We start from the raw sequence: 23,651 nt of genomic DNA on the forward strand, positions 1-23,651 counted from the left end.
TCTAAATTCTCAACATCCCTGTACTTGGTCTGAGGTGCTATTGAGCGAGCAAGTGTTTTTTAAACTATTTAAGCCATAACTATACTGTTGAAAACAAAGTTATCCGTATTGTTGATACTGGGTGAGGATTCTTCTAAACTAATTAGAAGAGTCTCAGGTACTCTAAGATCTTCACAAAGTATTTTGCTGAACAATTTTTTGGATTTGGGGTCCGAAGTCAGTTAATCGCTGACTCATCTATATAGTATAAACCTGAAAAAATCACACCTAGAGGAATCTTTTAAATAGCTATGAACGGAACTGACAGCCAAAATATGCCATCGATGCGTGTCCTGATGGTCGTTGAAAACATCTCGCGGAAAATGGGAGGTGAAGCTGGTAAAAGTTTCTATTATTTACGACTGTTCCGAGAACGCCATCTAGAAATCAGAGCCGTTTGTCACGGGCGAGTCCGCGAAGAACTGCGCAAAGAATTTGCAGACGATCCCGAACTGTTCCGAAAAATTCATTTTGTCGATGATACTTGGTATCAAGCCCTAGTTTGGCGGATTGGTAAACTATTTCCCTACCGCATTCAAGACCTGATCTTCGGTCAAATCATCCATTGGATCACCCAATATCATATCCGAAAATTGGCTCTCAGACTGATTAAAGTCCACAAAATGGACTTAGTTTTTGAGCCGGCACCGATCACTCCCAAAGGACTCAGTTTCATCTATAACATGGGAGTACCCGTCGTAATCGGACCCCTGTCAGGCGGGTTGGAGTTCCCTCCGGCTTTTCAGTACATGGACTCCAAAATTAGCCGTATGTCGATCAATATTAGTCGTTCTTTCTCGGAAATTCTCCATCGGTTAATTCCGGGAAAATTAAAAGCCGAAGCCTTGATTGTTGCTAACCAACAGACTGAAGAGGCTTTACCGCTCGGTTGTCAGGGGAAAGTCTACCAAGTGATCGAGTCGGGAGTCGATTTAGATCTCTGGCCGCCGAGAGAAGCCCGTCCGACGTTCGGCGACCAACCCGTTCGGTTTATCTACGTCGGACGGCTGGTAGACTGGAAAGGCGCTCAATTTTTGATCGAAGCCTTCGCCTCTGTTGCCCTTAAGACAAACGCCGTCTTGGAGTTAGTTGGTAACGGTCAGTTAGAACAGCAGCTTGAAAACCGAGTTCAAGAGTTAGGTTTAACAGACCGCATCCATTTTCATGGATGGCAGCCAAGAGCCAAAGTTAATCAACTCCTGCGCGAGTGCGATGTGTTTGTGATGCCCTCTTTGCGAGAAGCCGGCGGAAATGCCATCATGGAAGCGATGGCGATCGGATTGCCGACGATCGCGACCAATTGGGCGGGACCTTCTTACATTGTGGACGACAGCACGGGGATTCTCGTAGACCCCAGTTCAACAGAGGAGTTTACACAAGGTTTAGCGAGCGCGATGATTCGTCTAGCTGAAGATCCCGAACTCCGATCGCAAATGGGATTATCCGCGACCCGTCGAGTTCGAGAAGATTATTTTGACTGGCACTCGAAATGCGATCGCATCATAGAGATTTTTGCAGAAACACTCCGTCAAGTCAAGAAAGTTCCCGAACACCAGTCTTCTTCCGTTGAGCAGAACTTCCAAGCCTTGATCGCACCCGAGACCCTCTCTAACTGATATCAAGCTTAGTTCCGAGTTTGAATTCATCTCCATTCCCCCTTTCCTTCTCGGAGAGGGGTTTTACAGTTAACAGTCACCACCTCACCAGTGAATAGGGTAAGGGGTAAGGGGTAAAGGGTAAGGGGTAAGGGGTAAGAGGTAATTCTAAACTTCTGACCTCACGACTTTTGACCTCACGACTTCTCCCCACCTCCCCGCCGATAACCCATCCGTTTCCAAGCACCATTAACCGAAAAAACCCACACTCAACCCATCCGTTACCCATCCGTTTCCAAGCACCATTAACCGAAAAAACCCACACTCAACCCATCCGTTACCCATCCCCGACTCCCGACTCCCGACTCCCGACCCTATACACAAACACTCGATTTTGTCAAGATGCTGATTTGGGGGTTGGGCTTGGGCGTTGAAAATTCGTGTGTTTGGGTTTCGATTTTTTCGTCAGGAGATCCGGATATTTAACGATAGAATCTTGGTTTTAGGCTCTATTTTGACGTGTAGACAGAGTAAGCCCTTGGGTGGTGTTTTTTATAGTGTACCAGAACCCCTAGAATTCCGTCAACTTTTTAAGAAATTTTCTCAATTAAAAATTCGATTTTTCGGCTAAACTTTTATTTTTCAAAACGATTAGCCGATTTTTATTAGAAAAACTTAACTTAACGGCAAATTGGAGTCCGAGTGGGAAGGGATCGGTTAATTGGTGAGGAGAATAAACAGAGATCTCACCCAAGTGAGGATTTTGATTTTGGCAACCTTTGTGAGCATCAACGGGTTGATTGATGTTGCACTGGTTATCTTATACAAATGATGAATTTTTGTATACAACTTGCTCGCCCCTCACCGATAAAACTTGTCAATACTTTGTATAAAAAACTGGGCAAATCGGCACAAATTTCTTCAACAGAAAAAGCATTGTTGAGCCGCTAGTCTCGTAGATTTTCAAGTTTGCTTTGTCATAAATAACCCTATAAACCCTATGAAATGGTGATTTGAGAAGTTAAGATTTTTGAAGATATCAATCAAGTTTTACAGGGATAAATCAACTTTACACAATCTTTATAATTACCCCAATTAAAATTTACAAAAAACGCTTGTCGAGATGCAAAGGAGAGATTTATTATCTGGAAACATACAAGCAAACGCAGACCAATCTAATGACTACCCAAACTACTCCAAAATATCACGTCGTTTTAAGTAGACCCTTTGATTTAGAACAGTTTGCAAAAAACGCCCAACAGGACAAATGTCCTCGCCATACTATGTGGACACTCGCTCAAAAACTAGGAGCAACCGTTCACCAACCGGGACAACATCCCATTTCGCCGGCCGATCGCTTCTTATCCAAGCTGATGGGAGGTAGCCTACCCGAACATTGGGCGATGGCTCGGGCAATGTCTAAGCAAGTGGGCAAGAATGATATAATTTTTTCTATCGGTGAAGATTCCGGTTTTCCGATCGCCACCGTTTGCGGTGCAAAGGTAAACCGACCGAAAATGGCTGTTTTTGTTCACAACGCCGATCGCCCCCGCAGCCGCGTGGCGATGAAGTTGTTCAACTTAGCCAATCGTGTTGATGTGTTTATGACCAATACCCAGGTCAAAGCCGACTTTTTACAAAACTATTTGGGGTTGGCTTCTGAGCGGGTTTATCTCGTCACCGAACAAACCGACACCCAGTTTTTCACCCCGGGTCTTGCTTCTGCGGATAAAAAGCGCCCGATCGTCGGCAGCGGCGGTTTAGAACAGCGAGACTACTGCACCTTAGCGGAAGCGACCCAAGATTTAGATCTCGATGTCAAAATCTGTGCGGTATCTCCCAACGCCAAAGCCATAGCAGATACTTTTCCCCCAGTCCTGCCTAAAAATATGTCGCGGGGATTCTACGACTGGCCGGATTTGCGCCAACTGTACCGAGATTCTGATATTGTCGTGATTAGCCTCAAGCCGCACAACTACCAAGCCGGCTTTACCACCTTGTTTGAGGCGATGTCTTGCGGACGTCCGGTGATTATGACCCGCACACCCGGTTTAGCGGAGGAGTTAGCCGAAGCGGGAATTATTACCGGGGTTAACGCCCAAGATCCTCAAGGAATGCGTCAGGCTATTGTCGATCTGCTGAATAATCCCGAAAAAGCCAAAGCTCAAGCCCAACGGGGGTATGAGTTAGTTCAAGGCAAATACAACAGCGAACAATACGTCGATGGTATTGCCAACCAGTTAATGTCTTTAGAGCCTGAACAAGAACTAATTTTAGCTTATTAGTCCGGTTCTGGCAAGGGGAGACTCTATTTACTCAGGATGAAGTTTGTTGATCTTTTGAAAAACATAGACTTCATCCTGATAGAGTTTTAACTGAAATTGGGGTAAGTTTTCGAGTTGATTAACCAGAGATTGAGCAAATTGGCGGTTACTTTTCCAACCCGGATGTCGGACATTTAATAACACATAATCAAATTGGGTTAGATCCGTTGGCGGTGCATCAACATTCGTAAATTCTACAACCGGGCGATGGGTGAGGTGAGGGGCTAAATTAGCGGTTGTTAGGACTGAACCTTGAGTATTTTGAATTAAATTTACCGCCAAACGGTTCGCAGTCCAAGTATCGATTTCTCGCAAATAAATAGACCAAAAATAGCCGAATTTTGCCAAGCATAAAAATGAAATAAATGACCAAATTAAAATCAGTTTTCGGATAATTTTCTTTTCTTGAATACAGGATAAATTTATGCCTTTACGAGTTTGCCAAACATTTACTACCCATTTTCCCAAATAGTTTTCAGAATGTGCCAAGCTGGAAATCATCGCGACAATGAGAAAGGGTAAAATTGGAATAGAATATTGATGAATTAAATCTCGTTGGGCGTCAATTTCTGATAAAATATTTTTGACTAATGCGGGTAAGGCACTCATAAAAGGCGTTAACTGTCGGGGCGATAACCACCAAAATACCGGCGATAAAAATAAGGTAACATATTCTAAGGTTTTCCACGAAAAAACCCGTTCTAAAACCAGGCGGGGTTTTAAAATTAAATTAACAATAATTTCGACAACCGAGTCACCTAAATAAGTGTAACGTCCAACTCCACCCGGTCCCAAACCCGCTTTAAAATAGGGAATAATTCCTTGCACAACAATAATAAACCAACCCACCCCCGCAAACAATGCGATTATCCCACAAAGCCGCTTTTTTTCACAGAAAAACAGCCAAATACCCATCGCCGCAACCGTTAAAGACATGGCATCTTTACAGCCTAAAATCCAAATAATAGCCAAACAAAACCAAAAGATTTTATTGAGTTTTGCCGCTAAAATTGCCCCCAAAAAGACGGGTAACGCCATGACTTCTGGATGAAAATCAAAGAGATTAATATTAAAAACGACGGGATACAATAAATAAACCACCGCCATCGTTAAAGATAATGACCGGTTTAACCCCGCTTCTCTCGCCAAACCCCAAGTTGGCCAAGCCCCCAACGCCAAAGAAATTGCTTGAATAAAAAGTAACCAATGCACCGAGGGATAAATGCGGTAAAATAAAGCGATGAAATACATGACCCAAGCCGCATGATTTCCCATGTGATGAATATTTAAAAAAGAGGAAATGGGCGGCTTTCCTTGACTCATCAGATAAACAACTTGATCGTAAATTCCCAGTTCAAAAGCAGTTGATTGAAATAAAGCATGACGCAAGCTACTACAAAAAAATAAAAGTATTGATGCAATGACAATCATTCCCGCTAACGGATGTAGTTTGAATGATCTCCCTTGAAAGCGTTTAATTCTCGGGAACGGAAACTTTTTCATCTCATCTGAAAAGTGAAATTATTCATAAATTCTGCTATTTTAATTGAGTTTGACGGGGAGAAGAAGACGCGGTTTTTTGAAAGACGATAACATCATCTTTTTGATAAAGGGTTTGAAACCGAGGATCGTTAGGGAGTTGGTTGGCAATATTTTCCCCTATTTCTTGCGTATCCGGCCAGGGATGACGTAAATTTAAAATAATATAATCAAATTCGGTAAGATCGCTGTCTGCCGAAACTTGACTTAATAATTTTACGACCCGACGGTGGGTAAAATGGGGGGCGAGTCGGTTATCGGTTAACACGTTGGCTTGGGGTTGAACCAAACTTACTGCTTCTCGGCTGGCCTGCCAAGTATCGAGCCGGCTAAAATAAACCCCAAAGCGATCGTAGGTTCCAAACATCAGGAACACAATAAAAGACCAGATGACGATTAATACCGGCAGTTTGTGAGAATGATGAACGCTCACCGATTTTGATGAAGGTTCTGTTTTTCTGAATTTTTGCCCAATTTTAGCGATCAGTCCGGCAAGAGTAGAACCCTGATGTTCTAAACTGGAAATCACGCTCAGTATTAAAAACGGAAGCACCGGAATAGAATATTGAAAGGCGAGACTGCGCTGAAAAGGAACATCTGATAAACTATTAATCAGTATCGTGGGAAGGGCGGCAACTAAAGGGGTTAAATAGCGGGGAGATAGCCACCAAATTACCGGAAAAAACAGTTGATACAGGTAATCTAAAGTTGAAACGGAAATTAATCGTCCCAAAACTAAATCGGGTTTCAAAATAATATTAACGATAATTTCTAAAACCGAGTCGCCCAAATAAGTATAACGCCAAACGCCTTCCACTTCCCGGCCGCTAAAATTGGGAATAATCACCTGAGTCACGATCGCAAACCACGCCACTCCCAAAAAAAGCGCGATCGCCCCGCAGACCCGCCGCTTTTCAAAGATTAACAGCCAAAACCCCAACGCCACTATCGTTAACGACAATACCGCTTTACATCCCAATACCCAAACGATCGCCAAACAAAACCACCAAATTTTTCCCAACCTCGCCGCCAACACCGCAGCCAACAACGCCGCCAGCGCCATCACTTCCGGGTGAAAGTCAAACAGGTTAATATTAAAAACAACCGGATACAGGATATATACCCCCGCGATCGCCAAGGATAACCGTTGATTTAACCCCGCCAGACGTGCTAAACTCCAAGTCGGCCAAATTCCCAGCGCCAAAGCGATCGCCTGTACGAGCAACAGTAAATATACATTGGGATAAATAGCATACAGCAACCCCAAAGGATACACCGACCAAGCCCCATGATTTCCCAGATGATGAAAGCCCAAAATAGAGGAAATAGCCGGCTGTCCCTGTCCGATCAAATAGGTGACTTGATCGTAAATACCCAAATCATAACCGGTTGATTGAAACAGCCAGTGTCGCAGACTGCTACACATCCAAAATAGAGCGATCGCACCCCCGATCATCCACAAAATAGGGTTCGGGGGAAGCCAATGTTTAAATTTTCTTGAAGAAGGTTCGGGCGAGATCTGCATTCCGGTTTAATAAGTCCCTAATTTATGCCACAATGTCGGATTGATCGTACAAGATTACAGACAAAATGTGATCGCTTTTTCTAGTGAAACACTGTAGGGGTGGGTTCCGCTTAGATCTGGGTTTCTCATCAATAACCTTCATAAACCCGCCCCTAGGTCGGGAAAAAACTGTTAACTGAAAACTCTTATCACTGGTGACTGGTGAGGCAGTGCTGACTTGGCGGAATAGTCGCGAAGCAACTGCCGTTCGCGCAGCGTCTCCGAAGGAGATACCCGGAGGGTGACTGGTGAGGCAGTGCTGACTTGGCGGAATAGTCGCGAAGCAACTGCCGTTCGCGCAGCGTCTCCGAAGGAGATACCCGAAGGGTGACTGGTGACTGTAAAAGGGCGGGTTTATCTAGGTTATCTGTGGGAAAACATAAATTTAGACCGAACCCGCCCCTACAAAACTGGTGACTGGTCACTGAAAACACTCTCTTGCAAACTTTGCTACCGACGGAAACCGCCGGGTCGCAAGTTTGCGCTGGTGACTGGTAATGAGTGACTGGTGACTGGTAATGAGTGACTGTAAACCGTGTCTCGCTGTTGAAAAGGACGCCCGAGAGAAGCGATCGCTTCCTGTAAGGTTTCCGGTTCCATACAGGTTCCGCCCACAGCGCCGGCCATCGTGGTAATATGTTCTTCCATGAGCGTACCGCCAATATCGTTACAGCCCCATTTCAGGGCTTCTGTTGCCCCTGCAAGCCCCAGTTTCACCCAACTGGGTTGATGGTTCAAAATCCAATTTCCGAGGAAAATACGGGCAACTGCGGTGAGTAACAGGGTATCTTCGAGGACGGGTTGATCTCTCCCCACCCGTCGCCGCAGGGAAGGGGGTGCTTCTTGACCGACGAAGGGCAAGGCGATAAACTCGGTAATACGAGCCGGATAGTTGTTTGTAATGGCGGTTTGTTGCAGCGATCGCAATTTTTCTAAATGAGTCACCTGCTGTTGCGGGGTTTCGATGTGACCGCAAAGTATGGTGCTGGTTGTGGGAAGCCCCAAGCGGTGGGCGGTTTCGACTATTTCTAGCCAAGTTTCACTGTTAATTTTTTCAGGACAGATCACCCGACGCACGCGATCGTCTAGAACTTCTGCTGCGGTTCCCGGCATCGAGTCCACTCCCGCGTCTCGCAGCGCCCCGATTACACCATCATAGCTGAGATGGTCTTCTCGGGCAATGAATTGAATTTCTTGGGGCGAGAAGGCGTGAAGATGGAGTTGGGGAAAGGTTTGTTTAATTGTGGTAATTAATTTAAGATAATAGGGCAGAGAAGCGCCGTTAATTTTGGCTTTGGGGTTTAGTCCGCCCTGCATACAAATTTCGGTTGCTCCTTTTTCTACGGCTACGGTTGTTTTTTCTAAAATTTGAGCAGTATCTAACCAAAATGCGCCTTCTTCTCCTTCGTCTCGTCGAAACGCACAAAAATTGCAATGCTGTTCACAAATATTTGTAAAGTTGATGTTGCGGTTGATGACGTAGGTGACAGTATCTCCGACTTGTTGATGGCGCAGTTTGTCGCTAAGATCCCTGATTATTGTTCGGATCGCCGGATCGGTTTGTTGGAGTAAGAAAACTGCTTCTGTTGTTGAAATATCTTCTAAAGCAGCAGCACGGTTTAAAATAGCGTCTAGGGTTTGAGTAAGCATGGAGAAAGCCAACGTCTGTAGAATGTTAAATCATCGGAGGCGGTTGGGCGAGAAAACCCTCATCCTGTAATTGGGATGCGAACTGTTTTTTTAGACTCGCCCTTGCTATAAATTATGATAATGATTTTTGGGTTCGATTTGAAGGTTCGATTTAAAATTTCAATTTTTGGGTTCGATTTTGAGTTGAAATTTACCGTTTAATTTTTGCCCTCATTTATTAATTCTTGAAGCCTATGTTGACCAGTGTACCTTCTAATTCTCAATCGGTTAACCAACGTTATCGGATTTTTAACCTGAAATTTTGGATGTTATCAATTCCGGTTTCGAGTTTAACTTTGGTGTTGACTTTGCTCGTTGATGGGACTGTTTCTTTGGGGTTTAGTTCTCGGGTTCTCGCCCAAACTTCTCCTTCTTTCACAACGGAAGAAAGCCCAACTGAGGAGGAGTCTCCCGCTTCGATTAAAGATTCGCTTTTAGAGCGTCTTGAAACTCCGGAAGAACCAGAAGAATCCGATAATCCTTTGGTTCCCAGTCCACCCGAATCTGAAAATAATTCTAACCCCACAGAAGAACTTCGCGATCGCAATGATTCGGTTTCCGATCCCGAACAATTATTTCAAACCGGAGTCGAACAATTTCGACAGGGATTATTTAGTGAGGCTTTAGAAAATTTTCAACAAGTTTTAGAAGTTCGCGAAAAACAGGATAAAAATTCTTTGGATGTGGCGGCGACGCTGAATTATTTGGGCGATGTTTACGCCAATATGGGGGAAAATGCCGAAGCCGAAAAAGTGATTCAAAAAGCTTTAACGATCTACCGAAACCCTGATGCTAACGGCAGTCGAGAAGCACAAATCGGAGTCAGCCGCAGTTTAAATCTGTTGGGATTTGTCTACAGTAACACCGATAAAAATGATGAAGCTTTAAAATTACACGAAGAAGCATTAAAAATTTCTCAATCGGTACAAGATGCCGAACAAATTGGGGAATCTTTGCATAATATTGCTTCAGTTTATACTCGTCAAGGTCAGTTTGAACAGGCGCTTCAATATTACGAACAAGCGAGAACTTACCGGGAACAAGTGGGAGATTTGCGAGATGAAAGCCGCACCTTAAATAACTTGGGAGCGCTCTATTTTAGTCGGGGAGATACGGAAAGAGCGATTGGAATTTATCAACAAGCTTTGGCTTTGCGGCGTAAAATAGGCGATCAAGCAGGCGTCGGGCGGTTGCTGAGTAATATGGGTTATATCTATCAGCAATTAGGAGATAGTTCCCAGGCGTTAGTGCATTTTGAGCAGGCGGTTAGTTTGCTTGAAAGAATAGAAGATCGAGAAAATGCCGCTCGGGTTTATGGCTTGATCGGTGCAATTTATGAAGCCCAGTCTCAGCCGGTTAATGCGCTGACCGCCTATCAAAAAGCGGTAGAATTAGCCAAAGCAGCAGAAGATCGCGAACAACTGGGTCAAGCCTTGGATAAACTGGGAAAAGTCTACTACAAACAAGGTCAATATCAACAGGCTTTACAAACCTATCAACAAGCATTATCCTTGTATCAACAACTCGAAAATCAAGCCAAAACCGGAGCCACCCTCAACAAAATTGGCGAGGCTTACGAAGGTTTGGGCGAATATTCTCAAGCTTTAGAAAGTTTCCGCGAAGCGTTAGTGCTACTGCGAGAAGCCGGAGATACAGAAGGGGAAAAAGCCGCCCGTCAAAGTATCGAGTCTGTCGAACAAAAACAAAGTCAACAAACACCCCAAGAACAACAATCAACACCTTGAGGTGAAAATCCCTTCCTTTCTAGAGAGTTTACCCCGACCCGGAATTTGATAAGATTTGTCTACATCATCTGTTTACATCACTCGCACCTGAACTATTGGAGCAGAAAAGATGACCCCAACTTCCTCAACGACAACGGTTCCCTCAACGGTTGAACTCACACCCAGTTTTATCATCCCGGCCGTACTGCTGTTGACGGGAATTCCGTTAATTTTGGTGCAGAAAGCGCTAGGATTGGTTATCGCCTTACTCGGACTGTTTCTGCTGGTACAAACGGCAACGATTCGCCTTCAGTTTACCGAAACAGCGCTCGATGTCTTGCGTTCGGGTAAGTTACTCCGACATTTTCCCTACGCAGATTGGATCAACTGGGAAATTTACTGGCCCGGTGTACCAATTCTGTTTTATTTTAAAGAAGTCAACAGTATTCACTTTTTACCGATTCTTTTTAATCCAAAACAGTTAACAGCCTGTTTAGAAGCCAATTGCGGTCATCTCAAACCCAACAGCATCAATCAATAGTGAACAGGGAACAGGGAACAGGAGTCAGAAGTCAGAAGTCAGGAGTCAGAAGACAGGAGACAGGAGTAAGCGCGTTCCGTAGTCAGCTTCGCCTACAGAATTACCTCTTGTCCCTTTCCCCTTTCCCCTTTCCCCTTTCCCCCATTCCCTTTTGCCTATTGCCTCTTGCCTCTTACCGCCTGTTAAAATTAACATTCATGGGAAATTATATAATCGAGTTCGACCGGTGTGGAATAAAATAGAAACCATACCCCGTGTTCAATCGCGTTTGTGCATCCCTGGCTTCAGTTTCAGTGTATGTTAACGTCAAACTCGTCTGACCCCAAATGAACCTCTGTTGATTCCATGAATTTAGACGAAACTCCAAATCAAGAGCAAAACGAGCCATCGAAACCCGTATCCGAAGCCGATGAAAACCCCGTATCGGAGGAACTTTTCCCACCCACGCAAGCCGAAACCGACTTGCAAACTGTCACCGGTTTAAAAGAGCAAATTCAGCAACTTAGAAAAGAAATCGCCGATTTACAAGCCGCCAAAGCCAAAATGCAACAAGAACAAACGGCTTTGACGGAAACAATGGGGAATTTAGTCACCGAAGCGTTAACCCAACTCGAACAACGCCGACAAGCGCTGCAAATTGAAGTCGAAAAACTCGAACGCCGTCGAGAACGCATTCAACAGGAAATGCGAACCAGTTTTGCAGGAGTTTCCCAAGATTTAGCCATTCGGGTTCAGGGGTTCAAAGATTATCTCGTCGGAAGTTTGCAGGATTTAGTCAGCAGCGCCGAACAGTTAGAACTGATTCCCGAGTCTCCCGAACCCCCAAAAGAGCGAGAACGTCCCCTTCCCCCCGAAGCAGATCTCGAACCGGAGGGGAGTCCCACCCCTCAATTTGGTCAACAAGGCTTTCAGGAAGAATCTCAACAAATTCGTCGCCTTCTCGATCAATACCGCACTTTACCCGACTATTATGGCCCGCCCTGGCAGTTGCGACGCACTTTTGAACCCATCCACGCCAAACGGGTTTCTACCTGGTTTTTTACCCAAGGGGGACGGGGTGCGTTGCGGACGATGGGAAGCCGTTTGCAAAATATATTGATAGCATCGGCGATTATTTCGGTTCTCAGAACCCTCTACGATCGCCGTGTACGCACGTTAATTTTAGCCAATACCCCCGAACGCTTGGGCGAATGGCGGCGCGGCTTACAGGACTGTCTGGGCTTGGATCGGCGAGATTTTAGCCCGGAACGGGGGGTCACGTTGTTTGAAGATGCTAATATTGTTGCACTCAAAGCCGACCGTTTGGTTCAAGACGGAAAATTGCCGTTTATTGTTGTCGATGATAGCGAAGAAAAGATTAATCTGTCTTTGCTGCAATATCCCCTCTGGTTGGCGTTTGCTCCCGAACCCCAATCTCAACAACAACAGCAACCTATCTATCGGGAATTTTAATCGCGATTTTATTTTAGGATAAGAAGCGAGTATGGCGCATTGGGTAGATAAAGATGCTTGAGTGGATTGGATTAAATTTCGGGTTGTTGGTAGCGGGTTATTTGTTGGGTTCTATTCCTACGGGATATCTCGTTGCTCAGGGATTATATAAAATTGATCTCCGACAAGTGGGTTCGGGTTCGACGGGTGCGACAAATGTTTTAAGAAGTTGTGGGAAGTCTCCGGCTTTATTTGTGTTGTCGGTTGATATCCTTAAAGGGGTGGCGGCGATCGCATTGGTTTTTTGGATTTATTCCTTGAATATTACCCCTCAAATTGCCGCTTCTGCCAATATTTCAGATGTTAATACTGTGTTATATTGGATGACGACGGGAGCGGGTTTAATGGCTCTTTTAGGTCATACCAAACCCGTTTGGATTGGCTTTCAAGGCGGAAAAGCGGTGGCGACCAGTTTGGGGATTTTGTTGGCTTTTAATTGGCAATTGGGTTTAGCAACGTTGGGAATTTTTGCGTTATTTTTAGCGATTTCTCGCATTGTTTCTCTGAGTTCAATTGCCGGTGCGGTGGGAATTGCCAGTTTAATGGTGATTACAAATCAACCTTTACCCTATCAAATTTTTGGTATTGTTGGGGGAATTTATGTGATTTTGCGTCATCGCAGCAATATTGAACGGTTATTAAAAGGAACCGAACCCCGCATCGGTCAAACGTTATCGACATCGACCGAAGCTTAAGGTCGAATTAATTTTTAGGAATCCGAACAATTGTAAGATGGAAATTACCCATCAGTCTCGATTAAGGAATGACCAAATATGAGTGTATTGGACGCATTTAAACTCGATGGTCAAGTTGCAATTGTTACGGGTTCCGGTGCGGGAATTGGTCGCGGAATTGCCGAACTTTTTGCAGCAGCGGGGGCGTCAATTGTAATCAGCGATCTCAAACTAGAAAACGCCCAAGAAGTTGCAGAAGACATCAATAGTCGCGGGGGAAAAGCGATCGCCGTCGCCTGCGATGTTACGAATGAGGAGGATTTAGAAAATTTGGTCAAAGATGCGATCGCCGCCTTTGGCAGAATTACCATCCTCGTCAACAATGCGGGTGGCGGTGGCCCCAAGCCGTTTGAGATGCCGATGCACACCTTTATCTGGGCTTACCAACTCAACGTTTTCTCCGTTTTTCGCCTCTGTCAACTTTGCGCCCCTCATATCGAAGCCGCAGGCGGGGGTGCTATTCTTAACATTTCCTCGATGGCCGGCGACAACAAAAACGCGAGAATGGCTTCCTACGGTTCGTCCAAAGCGGCTGAAAGTCATTTAACCCGGAACATTGCCTTTGATCTCGGGCCAAAAAATATTCGCGTTAACGCTATTGCTCCCGGTGCGATCAAAACCGATGCGCTGGCGTCCGTGCTGACTCCCGACATTGAGAAAGCCATGTTAAAGCATACCCCATTGGCGCGTCTCGGTCAACCCAACGATATCGCTTATGCGGCGTTGTTTTTGTGTTCCCCCGCAGCCAGTTGGATAAGCGGACAAGTGCTGACGGTTAGCGGTGGCGGCGTTCAGGAACTCGACTGACGGCTTTTACTGACAGCCGGTTTTAACCTTTTCAAGCCCATTATCGTAGGAGGGGTTAGCGGGACTCGTAACCGATCTGTCAAGAATTAATATCATTAATAATATGAAATTCCCCAAATCATCAATTTTGTAGGGGCGGGTTCCGCGAAGATTTATCTTTTCTCCGAAATAACTTACATAAACCCGCCCCCATCTTAACAGTTTTTTCGGGGCGGCTTTAGATAAATTCTTACTTGGAAATTTGAGATTTTTTTAGAAACTACACCAAATTTAACGGTTTTTTTCGGGGCGGGTTTAGATAAATTTTCGCGGGGAAATTTGAGATTTTTTTAGAAACTACACCAAATTTAACGGTTTTTTTCGGGGCGGGTTTATATAAATTTTCGCGGGGTAATTCTAGATGTTTTCAGAACCCGCCCCTACGTTTGCTAATAAACAATTTAACATCTGTTTTGCGATCGCCCGAACAACGGGAACCGGAACGCTATTACCCGTTTGTTTTCTAATTTCTGCGTGAGATACAACTATTTTAAACGATTCTGGAAACCCTTGCAAACGCAAAAGTTCCCGCGAAGATAACCGTCTAATTCCATTCACCAAAAGATAGTTATAAGAAGCCCCACTTCTCAACGCACAAGAATAGGGAAGAACGGAAATATTACCGGATTTATTTTCGTGCCAAATGGAAGGATAAAAAGGTTTTACTTTTAACTTTTGAAGTCTTTTTTCTTGAATAAACAAGGATGCAAACAAACTTTTATCAACCCGTTCATCGGGTTCTAAAATATCCGATAAACTTGCTTTTTTGGGTGAGGGTTGGGGAAAGTCAAAATGGATTTTATCTAAAAATCCAACAATATAAGTTCGTTCTCGCTTTTGCGGTAAACCAAAATCGAGCGCATTGAGAACTTCTGTATAAATGTGATAACCTATATTTTGCAGGTGTTCGGTAATAACTTTAAAGGTTTTTCCCTTGTCGTGGGTTTTAAGCTGTTTGACATTTTCTAATAAAAATGCTTGGGGTCGTTTTTCCTGTAAAATCATTTCAATATTATAAAACAGAGTCCCTCTGGCTTCGTTAAACCCCTGCATTTTGCCAATAATACTAAACGCCTGACAGGGAAACCCGGCCAATAAAATATCATGGTTGGGGATCGAAGCGGAAGCAATTGTGGTAATATCACCTTGAGGACGTTCCCCAAAATTGGCTTCGTAGGTCTTTTGAGCGGCTTCATCCCATTCGGAGGAAAACACACATTTTCCCCCCAGTTCCTCAAACGGAATGCGAATTCCTCCAATTCCCGCAAATAAATCAATAAAGGTGAAATTGTATTTTTGAAATTGATGGCTCATTAATAAATTGATCAAAAATCAGACTGGGTTTGAACTCTATTTTTGAACGCAGAGAAGGGGTACAAACAAGGGTCTGTCAAGCAAAAAGTGGGTCAAAAATTCAGCTTGGGTAACTGTGTCACTCAAAAAAATATCATTTTCGCCAAAAAGTCTGTTATACTCCGAGCATGGAAAAAAATAGAGACATCACAGATAGATATAACTATCGGAAACCTTTTGTCAACGCCTTGTCCCCGAACCCTAATTGTGATGAGTGAGATGGACTGACTTTTACAAATTCAGTAACCTTCCGAGAACATGACCGAGTAGATTAAATTTCCCCAGATTTCCAACAAATTAGCCAAATTTTATTAAACTGAAAGTAAGATGATGCAAACAAAGCAAGTTCAGAAATTTCAGGAATTAATTGCATTTGCCAAAAATCCCAAACAGAAGGCAATGTATGAAGGTCTGTTGCGAGACTTACAAGCCAAACACCAGGAGAAACACCAGCAGTCAGAAGCTCAAGAAAAACTTGCTCAAAAAGATCAATCTAAGTCACCTTAAACTTTAGCGTAAACCTCAGCTAACGTCCTAACTCTTTGGAACGCTCGCAGGCGGCTTTCACCGCTTCTATTAACGCCGAACGAAAAGCCGCCTGTTCCAGTTTCCCCACCCCCGCTATTGTGGTTCCGCCCGGACTGGTGACGCGATCTTTCAACTCTGCCGGGTGCATACCCGTCTGTTGCAATAACTCTGCGGTACCTAGAACGGTCTGTAAAGCCAGTTTCGAGGCGATTGCACGGGGGAGTCCAGCCGCGACCCCGCCATCGCTCAACGCCTCAACCATCAGGGCAACATAAGCAGGTCCCGAACCCGATAAACCCGTGACCGCATCCAGGAGAGATTCTGGCACTTCTACAACTTCCCCAACCGCCCCCAAAATGTTTTGAGCCCGTTCGAGGTGATCGGGTTTAACGGCTTTACCGGCGGCGATCGCACTAATTCCGGCACCGACGGTAGCGGGAGTATTGGGCATCACCCGAACCACCGGACGATGCAGGAAGGCCGATTCTAACTTACTCAAGGGTACACCGGCTAAAATGGAAATAATCACCGTCTCCGATTCGGGGTTGGGAGTATCGCCCAAACTGAGGGCCGCCAAGTCGGAAATCACCGCGTCTAAAATTTGGGGTTTAACCGCCAACAGCAACACCTCAGACACCTCTGCGGCTTTGCGGTTATCATCTGTAACCTCTACCCCATACTGCTGTTGAAGAACCGCTCTCCGTTGCGCTTGCGGTTCGCTAACGATCGCATCTTGAGGCGAGTAGATTTTCTGAGCAATTAAACGGGACAGGAGAGCCTCTCCCATCACCCCACCGCCAATTAAACCGAACTTGAATTCTGTCATTTGTCGAATGTAACGTGTCAGAGTCAGTCCTCAGCATTTTAACGCTTGATTTCCGATCTCTGACTTGAATAAAGCTACTGTACCGCTTGCTGCACTTTCTCGGTTTGCCACATCGAAGTCATCGGCGAGGGAATGCGAGTGCGTCCTTGGGCGGGCATTTCGTTGACGACGCCGGACTGGGTTCTGACCTGAACACAACTGGGAGTAAACAAGAAAATACTTTCGCCAATGCGTTCTTGATGGCCGTCGAGAGCGTAGGTACCCCCCGCTACAAAGTCCACCGCTCTTTGGGCTTGGTCTGGGTCCATCATCGTCAGATTAAGAACGACAGACTTTCTTTCTTTGAGCGCTCTAATCGCCCCGGGCATTTCTTCAAAGGTGCGGGGTTCCATGACCACCACCTCAGAAATTCCGTTTAACGCTCCTGGCATACCGATCACATTGTTCATGGTTGACCCTAATCCTTCTGATGTTACCGTAGCTGTTGCTGGATTTGTCGCCCCAACGGTGCGTTCTCTAGAACGACGAACATTTCTCCGGTCCTCCTCTGCGGGGGGAGGGGGAGTGAGTTCTTGGTTCGGCTGATAAACATTTTGATATTGATCGCCTTCCATTTCATCGTATTCGTAATCGTACTCAACAGAGTCATTGAGTCCTACAAAATCCCGCAGTTTACCAAAAATTGAGTTCACGGTTTTTTCTCCATAACGACTCTTTGCCCCGATCTCGACACCCATTTTAGGTGAGTCAGTCGGGATTGACTATAAGTCAGTTTTTCTCGAACTCTATATCTTTACAGAAAATATACTATCTTGTCTGGGTTGTTCGCGCACCAAAGATAATTTGTCCGGGGCGAATCATGGTTGCACCGGCTTGGACGGCTAAAGGATAATCCCCGGACATTCCCATTGACAGTTCTTGCATCTGTAAATGTGACCACCCTTGTTGTTGAATTTTATCCGCTAATTGTCGTGTTTGCTCAAATACGCTGATAGTTTCAGATTCATTTAATCCTAACGGGGGAATGGTCATCAGTCCTTTAATTTGAATGTGCCGGCATTGATCGAGTTCGGCTAAATCCTCTAAAAGTTCGGAAACCGTCCAACCGTATTTATTGGGATCGCTTAAAATTTTAACTTGCAGACAAACTTGGGGTTGACAATCGGATTCTTGGGCCAATCTATCCAAGCGTTGGGCCAGTTTGAGGCTATCAACGGAATGAATCCATTGAAAGTGCTGCACGGCTTTAATCGCTTTATTGCTCTGGACGTGGCCAATTAAATGCCAGGTAATATCCGATAAATCTGACAATTGTTGTTGTTTTTCTATTGCTTCAGGAATACGATTTTCGCCAAAATCCCGCACTCCGGCAGCATAGGCGATGCGAATCGCTTCGGCCGATACGGTTTTGGTGACGGCGACTAACCGCACAGAATCGGGAATTTGAGCGCGAATTTCGGCAAGGCGTTCGGCAATGGAATCGGTCATCATAGGGTCAAATCTGTTTGAGCAAGCCGGGGAAATTCTAGATCCCAAAGGGGTTGATTTCTTTGGTCTTTTTCCCCGGTTTTCCGACTCGATGAAACAACAAACAACGGACAGTTCAATGTTATTGAAATGTCCGTTGATGGATAGCTTGCAGCTTTTTGTGTTCTTCAATCTGTCCGGTTCGACGGAGCATTCGCAGGCGGATTTCAACGACCAGTCGCGCATCGGAACGGCTAACGGGTTCAAATTTTAAACCGTTTGGCCCGTGAGTGACTAAAAAAAACAGTCGTTGGGCATAGAGGGTGGTAAACAGTTCTTGATTTTCCTCAACCGGGCAAACTCTAAACAGTAAGCCAAAGTTGGGATGATTCATGTAGGTTTCAGTTGTCATTCAGCCTAAAAATTAGCAAGTAAGCAGTTCTCTAAAACAGTTGATAGAAGTCAGTTTGAGCCAGGTGTTCGGTTGAACTCGACCCTTGATTGACAGTCAGAAAAAACTAGATGTTTATCTTACAGGAGTTCGAGCCACATTGAGAAAATTTTACTCCTGCTCATTCTTTCTCCTGCCATACATTGTCTTGTGTTTCTCTAACTGTCTTTTAGTCGCATTGCAGTAAACTTTGAGATTGAACTGAGCGGATTCTCAGAACATTAAGGGCTTTACTTGAAAACTTAAAAGGCAAGGTTAGATAGGCTTAAAACAATTTTAGTTTGTATCATAACGGGTTGGTTGAAAGTTAATGTAAAGTTTACCTTTATCGATTCTGTTGCCCCATCTCCCCCGAACCGAGTGTTTCGAGAGGATTCAGAAAACCTGTGAATGGGAATTTCCCAGACCAAGCTATCTTAGACCTCTAATTATAAAAGGGCAAGGGGAACTCATCAATCTTAAAAGCGCCTTAAAAGTTAAAGTTTAATGGAAAATTAACTTCGATACAATTGCTTGGACTAAAATTCCTCACCCTTAACCCTAAGCTTGGGTTCCCCAAATCAGGCGGGCCGTCCAGAATACCGTTAAACCAACCAAAGCCAACCCATCGGCCCATCTAATTCGCAGTTGATACCATTTAACATGATGAGTGTTCGGAGTGGTAAACCCCCTCACCGTCATGGCGCTGGCAATTTGTTCGGCTCGCAATAATAAATTCTCTAACAACCGTTCGGCGATCATCAACCACACTTGAGTCGCCCGTCGAAATCCCAGTTTTTTCCAGTTGATCGCTCGGGTTCGCACCGAACGGACTAAATTTTGAATTTCTTCTAAAACCAGGGGAAAAAACCTTAAAGAAAGGGTCAACGTTAAAGCGATTTCTGTAATCGGTAAACCAAACCTTCGTAAAGGTTCCATGACATTTTCAATGGCCGTGGCGATTTCCTCGGAGGCGGTGGTCAGTAAGTATAAGTTGGTACTGTACACCAGCGTAAACAGCAACGTACTGATCCGTATCCCCAAATCTACCGAATAACGAGTAATTCTCAAGGGGCCTTGTTGGACCAATACATAGCGATAGGATGTCGGTTGGGGTAACGCTGGAGAAGTGGTTTCTTCTGTCGGTTCCGGGAGGGCAAAGCTAATTTCATCGGTCGGGAGACGGGGTTGATGTTCGGCAACAATCCCATCGGGCATTATACAACTCACGACAAACAGCAAACTACAAAAAACCAACAGCCAGCCCATTTGTCGTTTCCAAACCCTTAACGGTATTCTCGCACTCAGGGTAATCACAATCAACAACCCCACCAACACCAGACGCCACAGCGCATGAGCTAACAACGGCGCCAACAAAAAACTCATCAACCAAGCTAATTTAACTCGCGCATCTAGCCGGTGCAACCAAGTAACGGGTTCTTCTAAATATAATCCAATCGGAAGCGATCGCAATAAATCCATGATTTTGTGAAAATAGGGAATCAAGAATCGGGAATTGCCGGAACAGAGAAGGTATTCCAAAAACCCGGTTTCTCTTATGAAACCGGGTTTTTTAGCCTCACTCCCGGTGTCGCATCGCCACTATAAGTCAAACCTAACACCTAACACCTAAAACCTAACACCTAACACCTAACACCCAAAACCTAACACCTAACACCTAACACCTGAAACCTAACACCTAATTTAAACTTTTGTCGCTCGGTTGGCGGTGTTGCGTTCGACTTCTCGGGCGGGTTTTCCTCGCCAAATTAACCGAATGGGTGTTCCGATAAAACCCAATTGTTGGCGAAATTGACTTTCCATATAACGGCGATAATTTTCGTTAAACCGTTTGGGATCGTTAACAAATAAAACCAACGTGGGCGGTTGACTCGTCACTTGAGTTCCGTAATAAATTTTTCCCTGTTTTCCCTGGCGAGTTGTGGGCGGAGAATGCCAACTTACGGCTTCTTCGATCACTTCGTTAATGACTGCGGTACTGACTCGGCGTTGATGTTCGCTGGCGGCTTGATCGACCAAATCAATAATTTTTTCCACCCGTTGTCCGGTTAACGCACTGACAAAAATCGTCTTCGCCCAATCCATAAAATAAAGTCTGGATTTAACTTCCCGTTCGTAGTCTAAAATGGTATAAGTATCTTTCTCAATCGTATCCCATTTATTAACAACTATTACACAGGCGCGACCTTCTTCTGAAATGCGATTGGCCAGCTTTAAATCCTGCTCGGTGACGCCATCAATTGCATCGATGACTAACAGCACCACATCCGCCCGCCGAATCGCTTTAAACGCCCGATTTATCCCAAAAAACTCCGCCCCATACTCGACATTTTTTTTGCGGCGAATTCCGGCGGTATCAATTAACCGGTAAGTCTTCTCATTGCGTTCAACAACGGTGTCAATTGCATCGCGAGTGGTTCCCGAAATCGGGCTGACAATCGAGCGATTTTCCCCTAAAAACGCATTCAATAAACTCGATTTTCCCACGTTCGGACGCCCGACAATTGCCACCCGAGTTTCGTTGATTTCTTCGATTTCTTCTGTGGGGGGAAGGTATTGAATTAATTCATCGAGTAACTCGCCGGTACCGCTTCCATGTATGCCGGAAATGGGAAAAGGATTTCCCAAACCGAGTTCCCAAAATTGCGCCGCTTGAATTAATCCTGCTGTCGGAGATTCGCATTTATTGACCGCTAATAAAACCGGTACCGAATGTTCTCGCAACCAGGAGGCGATCGCTTCATCTCCTCCCGTTACCCCCGTCTGTCCATCGACGACAAAAATCGCAACGGTGGCTTCTGCTAAGGCGACCATCACCTGTTCGCGAATTAGGGGTAAAAATTCGGTATCATCATCAAAAATCAAGCCCCCCGTATCGACGACGGAAAACTCCCGATCTTGCCAATAGGCGTGGCGATAGGTGCGATCGCGAGTAATTCCCGGTTGATCGTGAACGATAGAGTCTTTGCTTTCACTGAGGCGGTTCACCAGCGTAGATTTGCCGACGTTTGGGCGTCCAACAATGGCAACAATAGGTAAGGGCATGGGGTTTAGAGCAGCTTGTCACTGACCATCTTTAATCTTGTTTCAATCTTGTATTTTAGCGAATTTTTGAGCAAATTGAAACAAACGAACACCACAAATGTGAGAAAACCCTGAGAAGGGTCTGAGATGAATTTAACCCGTTTTCAGCATTCTCTATTTTACCTATCATCTGTTTCCCAACAAAGCGTTCTATCTTAGTGAATGTTAGGAAATAGGAAACGGAGATTAATTTATGTTTGTCAACGGTTTAAAAACAGTGAGTCTGGCGGGTGTTGTTCTTTTAAATACGGTGATGGTTGAAGTGGCTTTTACCCCGGTTGCGGCTGCGCTTCCCGCTTCTAGTTCCACAGAAATTATTGCTCAAAATAATATTCTCGCTTCCGGTTTATTTATGACCGTTGAGCAGGATCATCCAACGGAAGGAACGGCTCGAATTATCAATGAAAATGGGAAGCGATATTTAGAATTTGATGGCGCGTTTACTACGGCTCAAGGCCCCGATGTTAATGTAATTTTACATCGAAACTCGTCTATTCCGGTTAATCTTAAAGAAGGAGAATACATCACCCTGGCATCTTTACAGAGTTTTGACGGTTCTCAACGGTATCTCCTCCCGGACGATCTCGATATTAGTCAATATAAGTCTGTGGGAATTTGGTGTCGAGAATTTAACGTGACCTTTGGTTATGCGAGTTTATAATTTTTAGAAATTTTATTGATTGGAGTTTTCAGCCTCACAAAAAAAACAAGGGGCGTTCAACCCCTTGTTCAAACTTTGTCTCTCAAGATTAATCTAAATGATTGACCAAAGTTTCAGGATTTTCTACAGCATTTTGAGTATTTTCTTTTAACTTCCGAGCGTTCCGTTTGGTACCGGATGTGATATCTTCGGTAATTTCTTTAGCGGACTCGCTCACATCTTCAGTCAGATTTTTCACCCGTTCATCGAGGGGTGTTCCCTCATTAAAATTCCGGGCAAATTCTTGAGGACTGTTCACTTTGCTGACGTTTTTCTTCGCATTGTTCACCAACTCATCAGCTTTACGTTTGGTGTAATTACTCGGTTCGGTATCCATATCTTCGTAAGGATACATTCCGCCAGATTTATTGCTTTGAACCGGAGCATAAAGCTCTTTACTGGGTGCTTTGCTGCTGTGATATTCTCCCGAACCCGTAATTTTAGGTGACGGGGGATTTGCATTACCGCAAGCAGTCGTAACCACGAGTAAAACCGCTGCTAAAGCAACAGTTAAAATACTTTTCAAAGAGATAGATTTGATAGCGTCTATTAATCTTCTAATCATGCAAACTCTCCTGTATTTCTTTTTGGCTTAGTTTTTTATGCCATTTAAAATTCGCTATTTACTAGCATAAAAAAATCGCTCTTATTTAACCTCTAGCCTGAGAAATAGTTTATAAATTAGAAGTTGAACCGGTTTTATAACTCCAGAGAGAGGAGAACAAAAAAAGAAAATCGATAAAATATTGGTTCTCTAACCTTTGATAGAAACTTTGAAGAATTGCTCAATCTTCTGAGATAATAATCGATCCCAGTTCTATCTGAGTGTAGATTTAGGAAAAGCAATCAATTTTATAAACTCAGATCAATTGTAACAATCGTTTAAGTCGAGTTCGGCTAAATATATCATTGATCTGAGGATAAAACAATGCCTTATCAGCAATTACAAGATTTACCGGAGTCTGTTCGCAGCCATTTACCCAAACACGCTCAAGAAATTTTTCGAGCGGCTTTTAATAACGCCGAAGAAGAATACGAAACTGAAGAACAAGCTTTTAAAGTCGCTTGGAGTGCGGTTAAACAAAAATATGAAAAAGGAGAAGATGGAAATTGGCATTCTAAAGAAGAATAATGTTTATTCGCCTTTCATCTATTT

At 44.4% G+C, this 23,651-nt stretch carries 21 protein-coding genes; 10 read left to right on the forward strand and 11 right to left on the reverse strand.

Annotated elements, in window-relative coordinates; genetic code table 11:
• Positions 1-290: 290 nt before the first annotated feature.
• Entirely contained in the window at positions 291-1,655 is a 1,365-nt protein-coding gene (locus ACL6C3_RS11720; protein ID WP_413167346.1) for a glycosyltransferase family 4 protein, read from the forward strand.
• A 1,157-nt stretch (positions 1,656-2,812) separates the two neighbouring features.
• Positions 2,813-3,919, forward strand: coding sequence for a glycosyltransferase family 4 protein (locus ACL6C3_RS11725; protein ID WP_413167347.1), 1,107 nt, complete (start codon positions 2,813-2,815; stop codon positions 3,917-3,919).
• A 27-nt stretch (positions 3,920-3,946) separates the two neighbouring features.
• Here ACL6C3_RS11725 and ACL6C3_RS11730 read toward each other — a convergent pair whose 3' ends face one another.
• From ACL6C3_RS11730 to cofH, 3 genes are all read right to left on the reverse strand, one after another.
• Entirely contained in the window at positions 3,947-5,461 is a 1,515-nt protein-coding gene (locus ACL6C3_RS11730) for a DUF2079 domain-containing protein (protein ID WP_413167348.1), read from the reverse strand.
• 34 nt (positions 5,462-5,495) lie between these two features.
• The gene (locus ACL6C3_RS11735; protein ID WP_413167349.1) at positions 5,496-7,022 is read right to left on the reverse strand and encodes a DUF2079 domain-containing protein; all 1,527 of its coding nucleotides are present in this window, start codon (positions 7,020-7,022) and stop codon (positions 5,496-5,498) included.
• A 489-nt stretch (positions 7,023-7,511) separates the two neighbouring features.
• Positions 7,512-8,711, reverse strand: a complete 1,200-nt coding sequence (gene cofH, locus ACL6C3_RS11740; RefSeq protein ID WP_413167350.1) for a 7,8-didemethyl-8-hydroxy-5-deazariboflavin synthase subunit CofH — start codon at positions 8,709-8,711, stop codon at positions 7,512-7,514.
• A gap of 233 nt (positions 8,712-8,944) precedes the next feature.
• Here cofH and ACL6C3_RS11745 point away from each other — a divergent pair, with 233 nt between their 5' ends.
• From ACL6C3_RS11745 to hdhA, 5 genes are all read left to right on the forward strand, one after another.
• Entirely contained in the window at positions 8,945-10,495 is a 1,551-nt protein-coding gene (locus ACL6C3_RS11745) for a tetratricopeptide repeat protein (protein WP_413167351.1), read from the forward strand.
• A gap of 109 nt (positions 10,496-10,604) precedes the next feature.
• Positions 10,605-11,015: a DUF3119 family protein gene (locus ACL6C3_RS11750; protein ID WP_413167352.1), complete on the forward strand. Its 411-nt coding sequence runs from the start codon at positions 10,605-10,607 to the stop codon at positions 11,013-11,015.
• Between the two features lie 345 nt (positions 11,016-11,360).
• Positions 11,361-12,467 (forward strand): DUF3086 domain-containing protein, encoded by a 1,107-nt coding sequence (locus tag ACL6C3_RS11755; protein WP_413167353.1) that lies wholly within the window; start codon positions 11,361-11,363, stop codon positions 12,465-12,467.
• A 53-nt stretch (positions 12,468-12,520) separates the two neighbouring features.
• Entirely contained in the window at positions 12,521-13,201 is a 681-nt protein-coding gene (gene plsY, locus ACL6C3_RS11760) for a glycerol-3-phosphate 1-O-acyltransferase PlsY (RefSeq protein WP_413167354.1), read from the forward strand.
• A 78-nt stretch (positions 13,202-13,279) separates the two neighbouring features.
• Entirely contained in the window at positions 13,280-14,047 is a 768-nt protein-coding gene (gene hdhA, locus ACL6C3_RS11765; RefSeq protein WP_413167355.1) for a 7-alpha-hydroxysteroid dehydrogenase, read from the forward strand.
• A 396-nt stretch (positions 14,048-14,443) separates the two neighbouring features.
• Here hdhA and ACL6C3_RS11770 read toward each other — a convergent pair whose 3' ends face one another.
• The gene (locus ACL6C3_RS11770; protein WP_413167356.1) at positions 14,444-15,400 is read right to left on the reverse strand and encodes a DNA cytosine methyltransferase; all 957 of its coding nucleotides are present in this window, start codon (positions 15,398-15,400) and stop codon (positions 14,444-14,446) included.
• 366 nt (positions 15,401-15,766) lie between these two features.
• Here ACL6C3_RS11770 and ACL6C3_RS11775 point away from each other — a divergent pair, with 366 nt between their 5' ends.
• Complete coding sequence (locus ACL6C3_RS11775) at positions 15,767-15,946, forward strand: hypothetical protein (RefSeq protein ID WP_413167357.1); 180 nt, start codon at positions 15,767-15,769, stop codon at positions 15,944-15,946.
• 19 nt (positions 15,947-15,965) lie between these two features.
• Here ACL6C3_RS11775 and proC read toward each other — a convergent pair whose 3' ends face one another.
• The 6 genes from proC to der all read right to left on the reverse strand — a co-directional run bounded on the left by proC (position 15,966) and on the right by der (position 21,756).
• Positions 15,966-16,793 carry a pyrroline-5-carboxylate reductase gene (gene proC, locus ACL6C3_RS11780; protein ID WP_413167358.1) on the reverse strand — a complete coding sequence of 276 codons (828 nt, stop codon included), beginning with the start codon at positions 16,791-16,793 and terminating at the stop codon, positions 15,966-15,968.
• 74 nt (positions 16,794-16,867) lie between these two features.
• The gene (locus ACL6C3_RS11785) at positions 16,868-17,485 is read right to left on the reverse strand and encodes a cell division protein SepF (protein WP_413167359.1); all 618 of its coding nucleotides are present in this window, start codon (positions 17,483-17,485) and stop codon (positions 16,868-16,870) included.
• 115 nt (positions 17,486-17,600) lie between these two features.
• Positions 17,601-18,281, reverse strand: coding sequence for a YggS family pyridoxal phosphate-dependent enzyme (locus tag ACL6C3_RS11790; RefSeq protein WP_413168303.1), 681 nt, complete (start codon positions 18,279-18,281; stop codon positions 17,601-17,603).
• A gap of 121 nt (positions 18,282-18,402) precedes the next feature.
• A complete protein-coding gene (gene pipX, locus ACL6C3_RS11795; protein ID WP_413167360.1) occupies positions 18,403-18,672 on the reverse strand; it encodes a transcriptional coactivator PipX in 270 nt (89 codons plus the stop codon).
• Between the two features lie 579 nt (positions 18,673-19,251).
• Positions 19,252-20,172, reverse strand: coding sequence for an energy-coupling factor transporter transmembrane component T family protein (locus tag ACL6C3_RS11800; RefSeq protein WP_413168304.1), 921 nt, complete (start codon positions 20,170-20,172; stop codon positions 19,252-19,254).
• Positions 20,173-20,394: 222 nt separating this feature from the next.
• On the reverse strand, positions 20,395-21,756 hold the full coding sequence (der, locus tag ACL6C3_RS11805; RefSeq protein WP_413167361.1) for a ribosome biogenesis GTPase Der: 1,362 nt from the start codon (positions 21,754-21,756) through the stop codon (positions 20,395-20,397).
• A 232-nt stretch (positions 21,757-21,988) separates the two neighbouring features.
• Between der and ACL6C3_RS11810 the strand changes: the two genes are divergently transcribed.
• Positions 21,989-22,456 carry a DM13 domain-containing protein gene (locus ACL6C3_RS11810; protein WP_413167362.1) on the forward strand — a complete coding sequence of 156 codons (468 nt, stop codon included), beginning with the start codon at positions 21,989-21,991 and terminating at the stop codon, positions 22,454-22,456.
• Positions 22,457-22,544: 88 nt separating this feature from the next.
• On the opposite strand, the gene ACL6C3_RS11815 is transcribed toward ACL6C3_RS11810, so the two are convergent.
• Entirely contained in the window at positions 22,545-23,060 is a 516-nt protein-coding gene (locus ACL6C3_RS11815) for a hypothetical protein (protein WP_413167363.1), read from the reverse strand.
• A gap of 363 nt (positions 23,061-23,423) precedes the next feature.
• Here ACL6C3_RS11815 and ACL6C3_RS11820 point away from each other — a divergent pair, with 363 nt between their 5' ends.
• Positions 23,424-23,627, forward strand: a complete 204-nt coding sequence (locus ACL6C3_RS11820) for a ChaB family protein (protein ID WP_413167364.1) — start codon at positions 23,424-23,426, stop codon at positions 23,625-23,627.
• Positions 23,628-23,651: the final 24 nt, after the last annotated feature.

Source organism: Capilliphycus salinus ALCB114379 (genome assembly GCF_047276495.1).
Taxonomy (GTDB): Bacteria; Cyanobacteriota; Cyanobacteriia; order Cyanobacteriales; family Microcoleaceae; genus Capilliphycus; species Capilliphycus salinus.

What these genes read in the sequence shown, in the direction of transcription:
- ACL6C3_RS11720 (WP_413167346.1), top strand. Translation starts at nt 291, where the DNA reads ATGAACGGAACTGACAGCCAAAATATGCCATCGATGCGTGTCCTGATG.
- ACL6C3_RS11725 (WP_413167347.1), top strand. Translation starts at nt 2,813, where the DNA reads ATGACTACCCAAACTACTCCAAAATATCACGTCGTTTTAAGTAGACCC.
- ACL6C3_RS11730 (WP_413167348.1), bottom strand. Translation starts at nt 5,461, where the DNA reads ATGAAAAAGTTTCCGTTCCCGAGAATTAAACGCTTTCAAGGGAGATCA.
- ACL6C3_RS11735 (WP_413167349.1), bottom strand. Translation starts at nt 7,022, where the DNA reads ATGCAGATCTCGCCCGAACCTTCTTCAAGAAAATTTAAACATTGGCTT.
- cofH (WP_413167350.1), bottom strand. Translation starts at nt 8,711, where the DNA reads ATGCTTACTCAAACCCTAGACGCTATTTTAAACCGTGCTGCTGCTTTA.
- ACL6C3_RS11745 (WP_413167351.1), top strand. Translation starts at nt 8,945, where the DNA reads ATGTTGACCAGTGTACCTTCTAATTCTCAATCGGTTAACCAACGTTAT.
- ACL6C3_RS11750 (WP_413167352.1), top strand. Translation starts at nt 10,605, where the DNA reads ATGACCCCAACTTCCTCAACGACAACGGTTCCCTCAACGGTTGAACTC.
- ACL6C3_RS11755 (WP_413167353.1), top strand. Translation starts at nt 11,361, where the DNA reads ATGAATTTAGACGAAACTCCAAATCAAGAGCAAAACGAGCCATCGAAA.
- plsY (WP_413167354.1), top strand. Translation starts at nt 12,521, where the DNA reads ATGCTTGAGTGGATTGGATTAAATTTCGGGTTGTTGGTAGCGGGTTAT.
- hdhA (WP_413167355.1), top strand. Translation starts at nt 13,280, where the DNA reads ATGAGTGTATTGGACGCATTTAAACTCGATGGTCAAGTTGCAATTGTT.
- ACL6C3_RS11770 (WP_413167356.1), bottom strand. Translation starts at nt 15,400, where the DNA reads ATGAGCCATCAATTTCAAAAATACAATTTCACCTTTATTGATTTATTT.
- ACL6C3_RS11775 (WP_413167357.1), top strand. Translation starts at nt 15,767, where the DNA reads ATGATGCAAACAAAGCAAGTTCAGAAATTTCAGGAATTAATTGCATTT.
- proC (WP_413167358.1), bottom strand. Translation starts at nt 16,793, where the DNA reads ATGACAGAATTCAAGTTCGGTTTAATTGGCGGTGGGGTGATGGGAGAG.
- ACL6C3_RS11790 (WP_413168303.1), bottom strand. Translation starts at nt 18,281, where the DNA reads ATGACCGATTCCATTGCCGAACGCCTTGCCGAAATTCGCGCTCAAATT.
- pipX (WP_413167360.1), bottom strand. Translation starts at nt 18,672, where the DNA reads ATGACAACTGAAACCTACATGAATCATCCCAACTTTGGCTTACTGTTT.
- ACL6C3_RS11800 (WP_413168304.1), bottom strand. Translation starts at nt 20,172, where the DNA reads ATGGATTTATTGCGATCGCTTCCGATTGGATTATATTTAGAAGAACCC.
- der (WP_413167361.1), bottom strand. Translation starts at nt 21,756, where the DNA reads ATGCCCTTACCTATTGTTGCCATTGTTGGACGCCCAAACGTCGGCAAA.
- ACL6C3_RS11810 (WP_413167362.1), top strand. Translation starts at nt 21,989, where the DNA reads ATGTTTGTCAACGGTTTAAAAACAGTGAGTCTGGCGGGTGTTGTTCTT.
- ACL6C3_RS11815 (WP_413167363.1), bottom strand. Translation starts at nt 23,060, where the DNA reads ATGATTAGAAGATTAATAGACGCTATCAAATCTATCTCTTTGAAAAGT.
- ACL6C3_RS11820 (WP_413167364.1), top strand. Translation starts at nt 23,424, where the DNA reads ATGCCTTATCAGCAATTACAAGATTTACCGGAGTCTGTTCGCAGCCAT.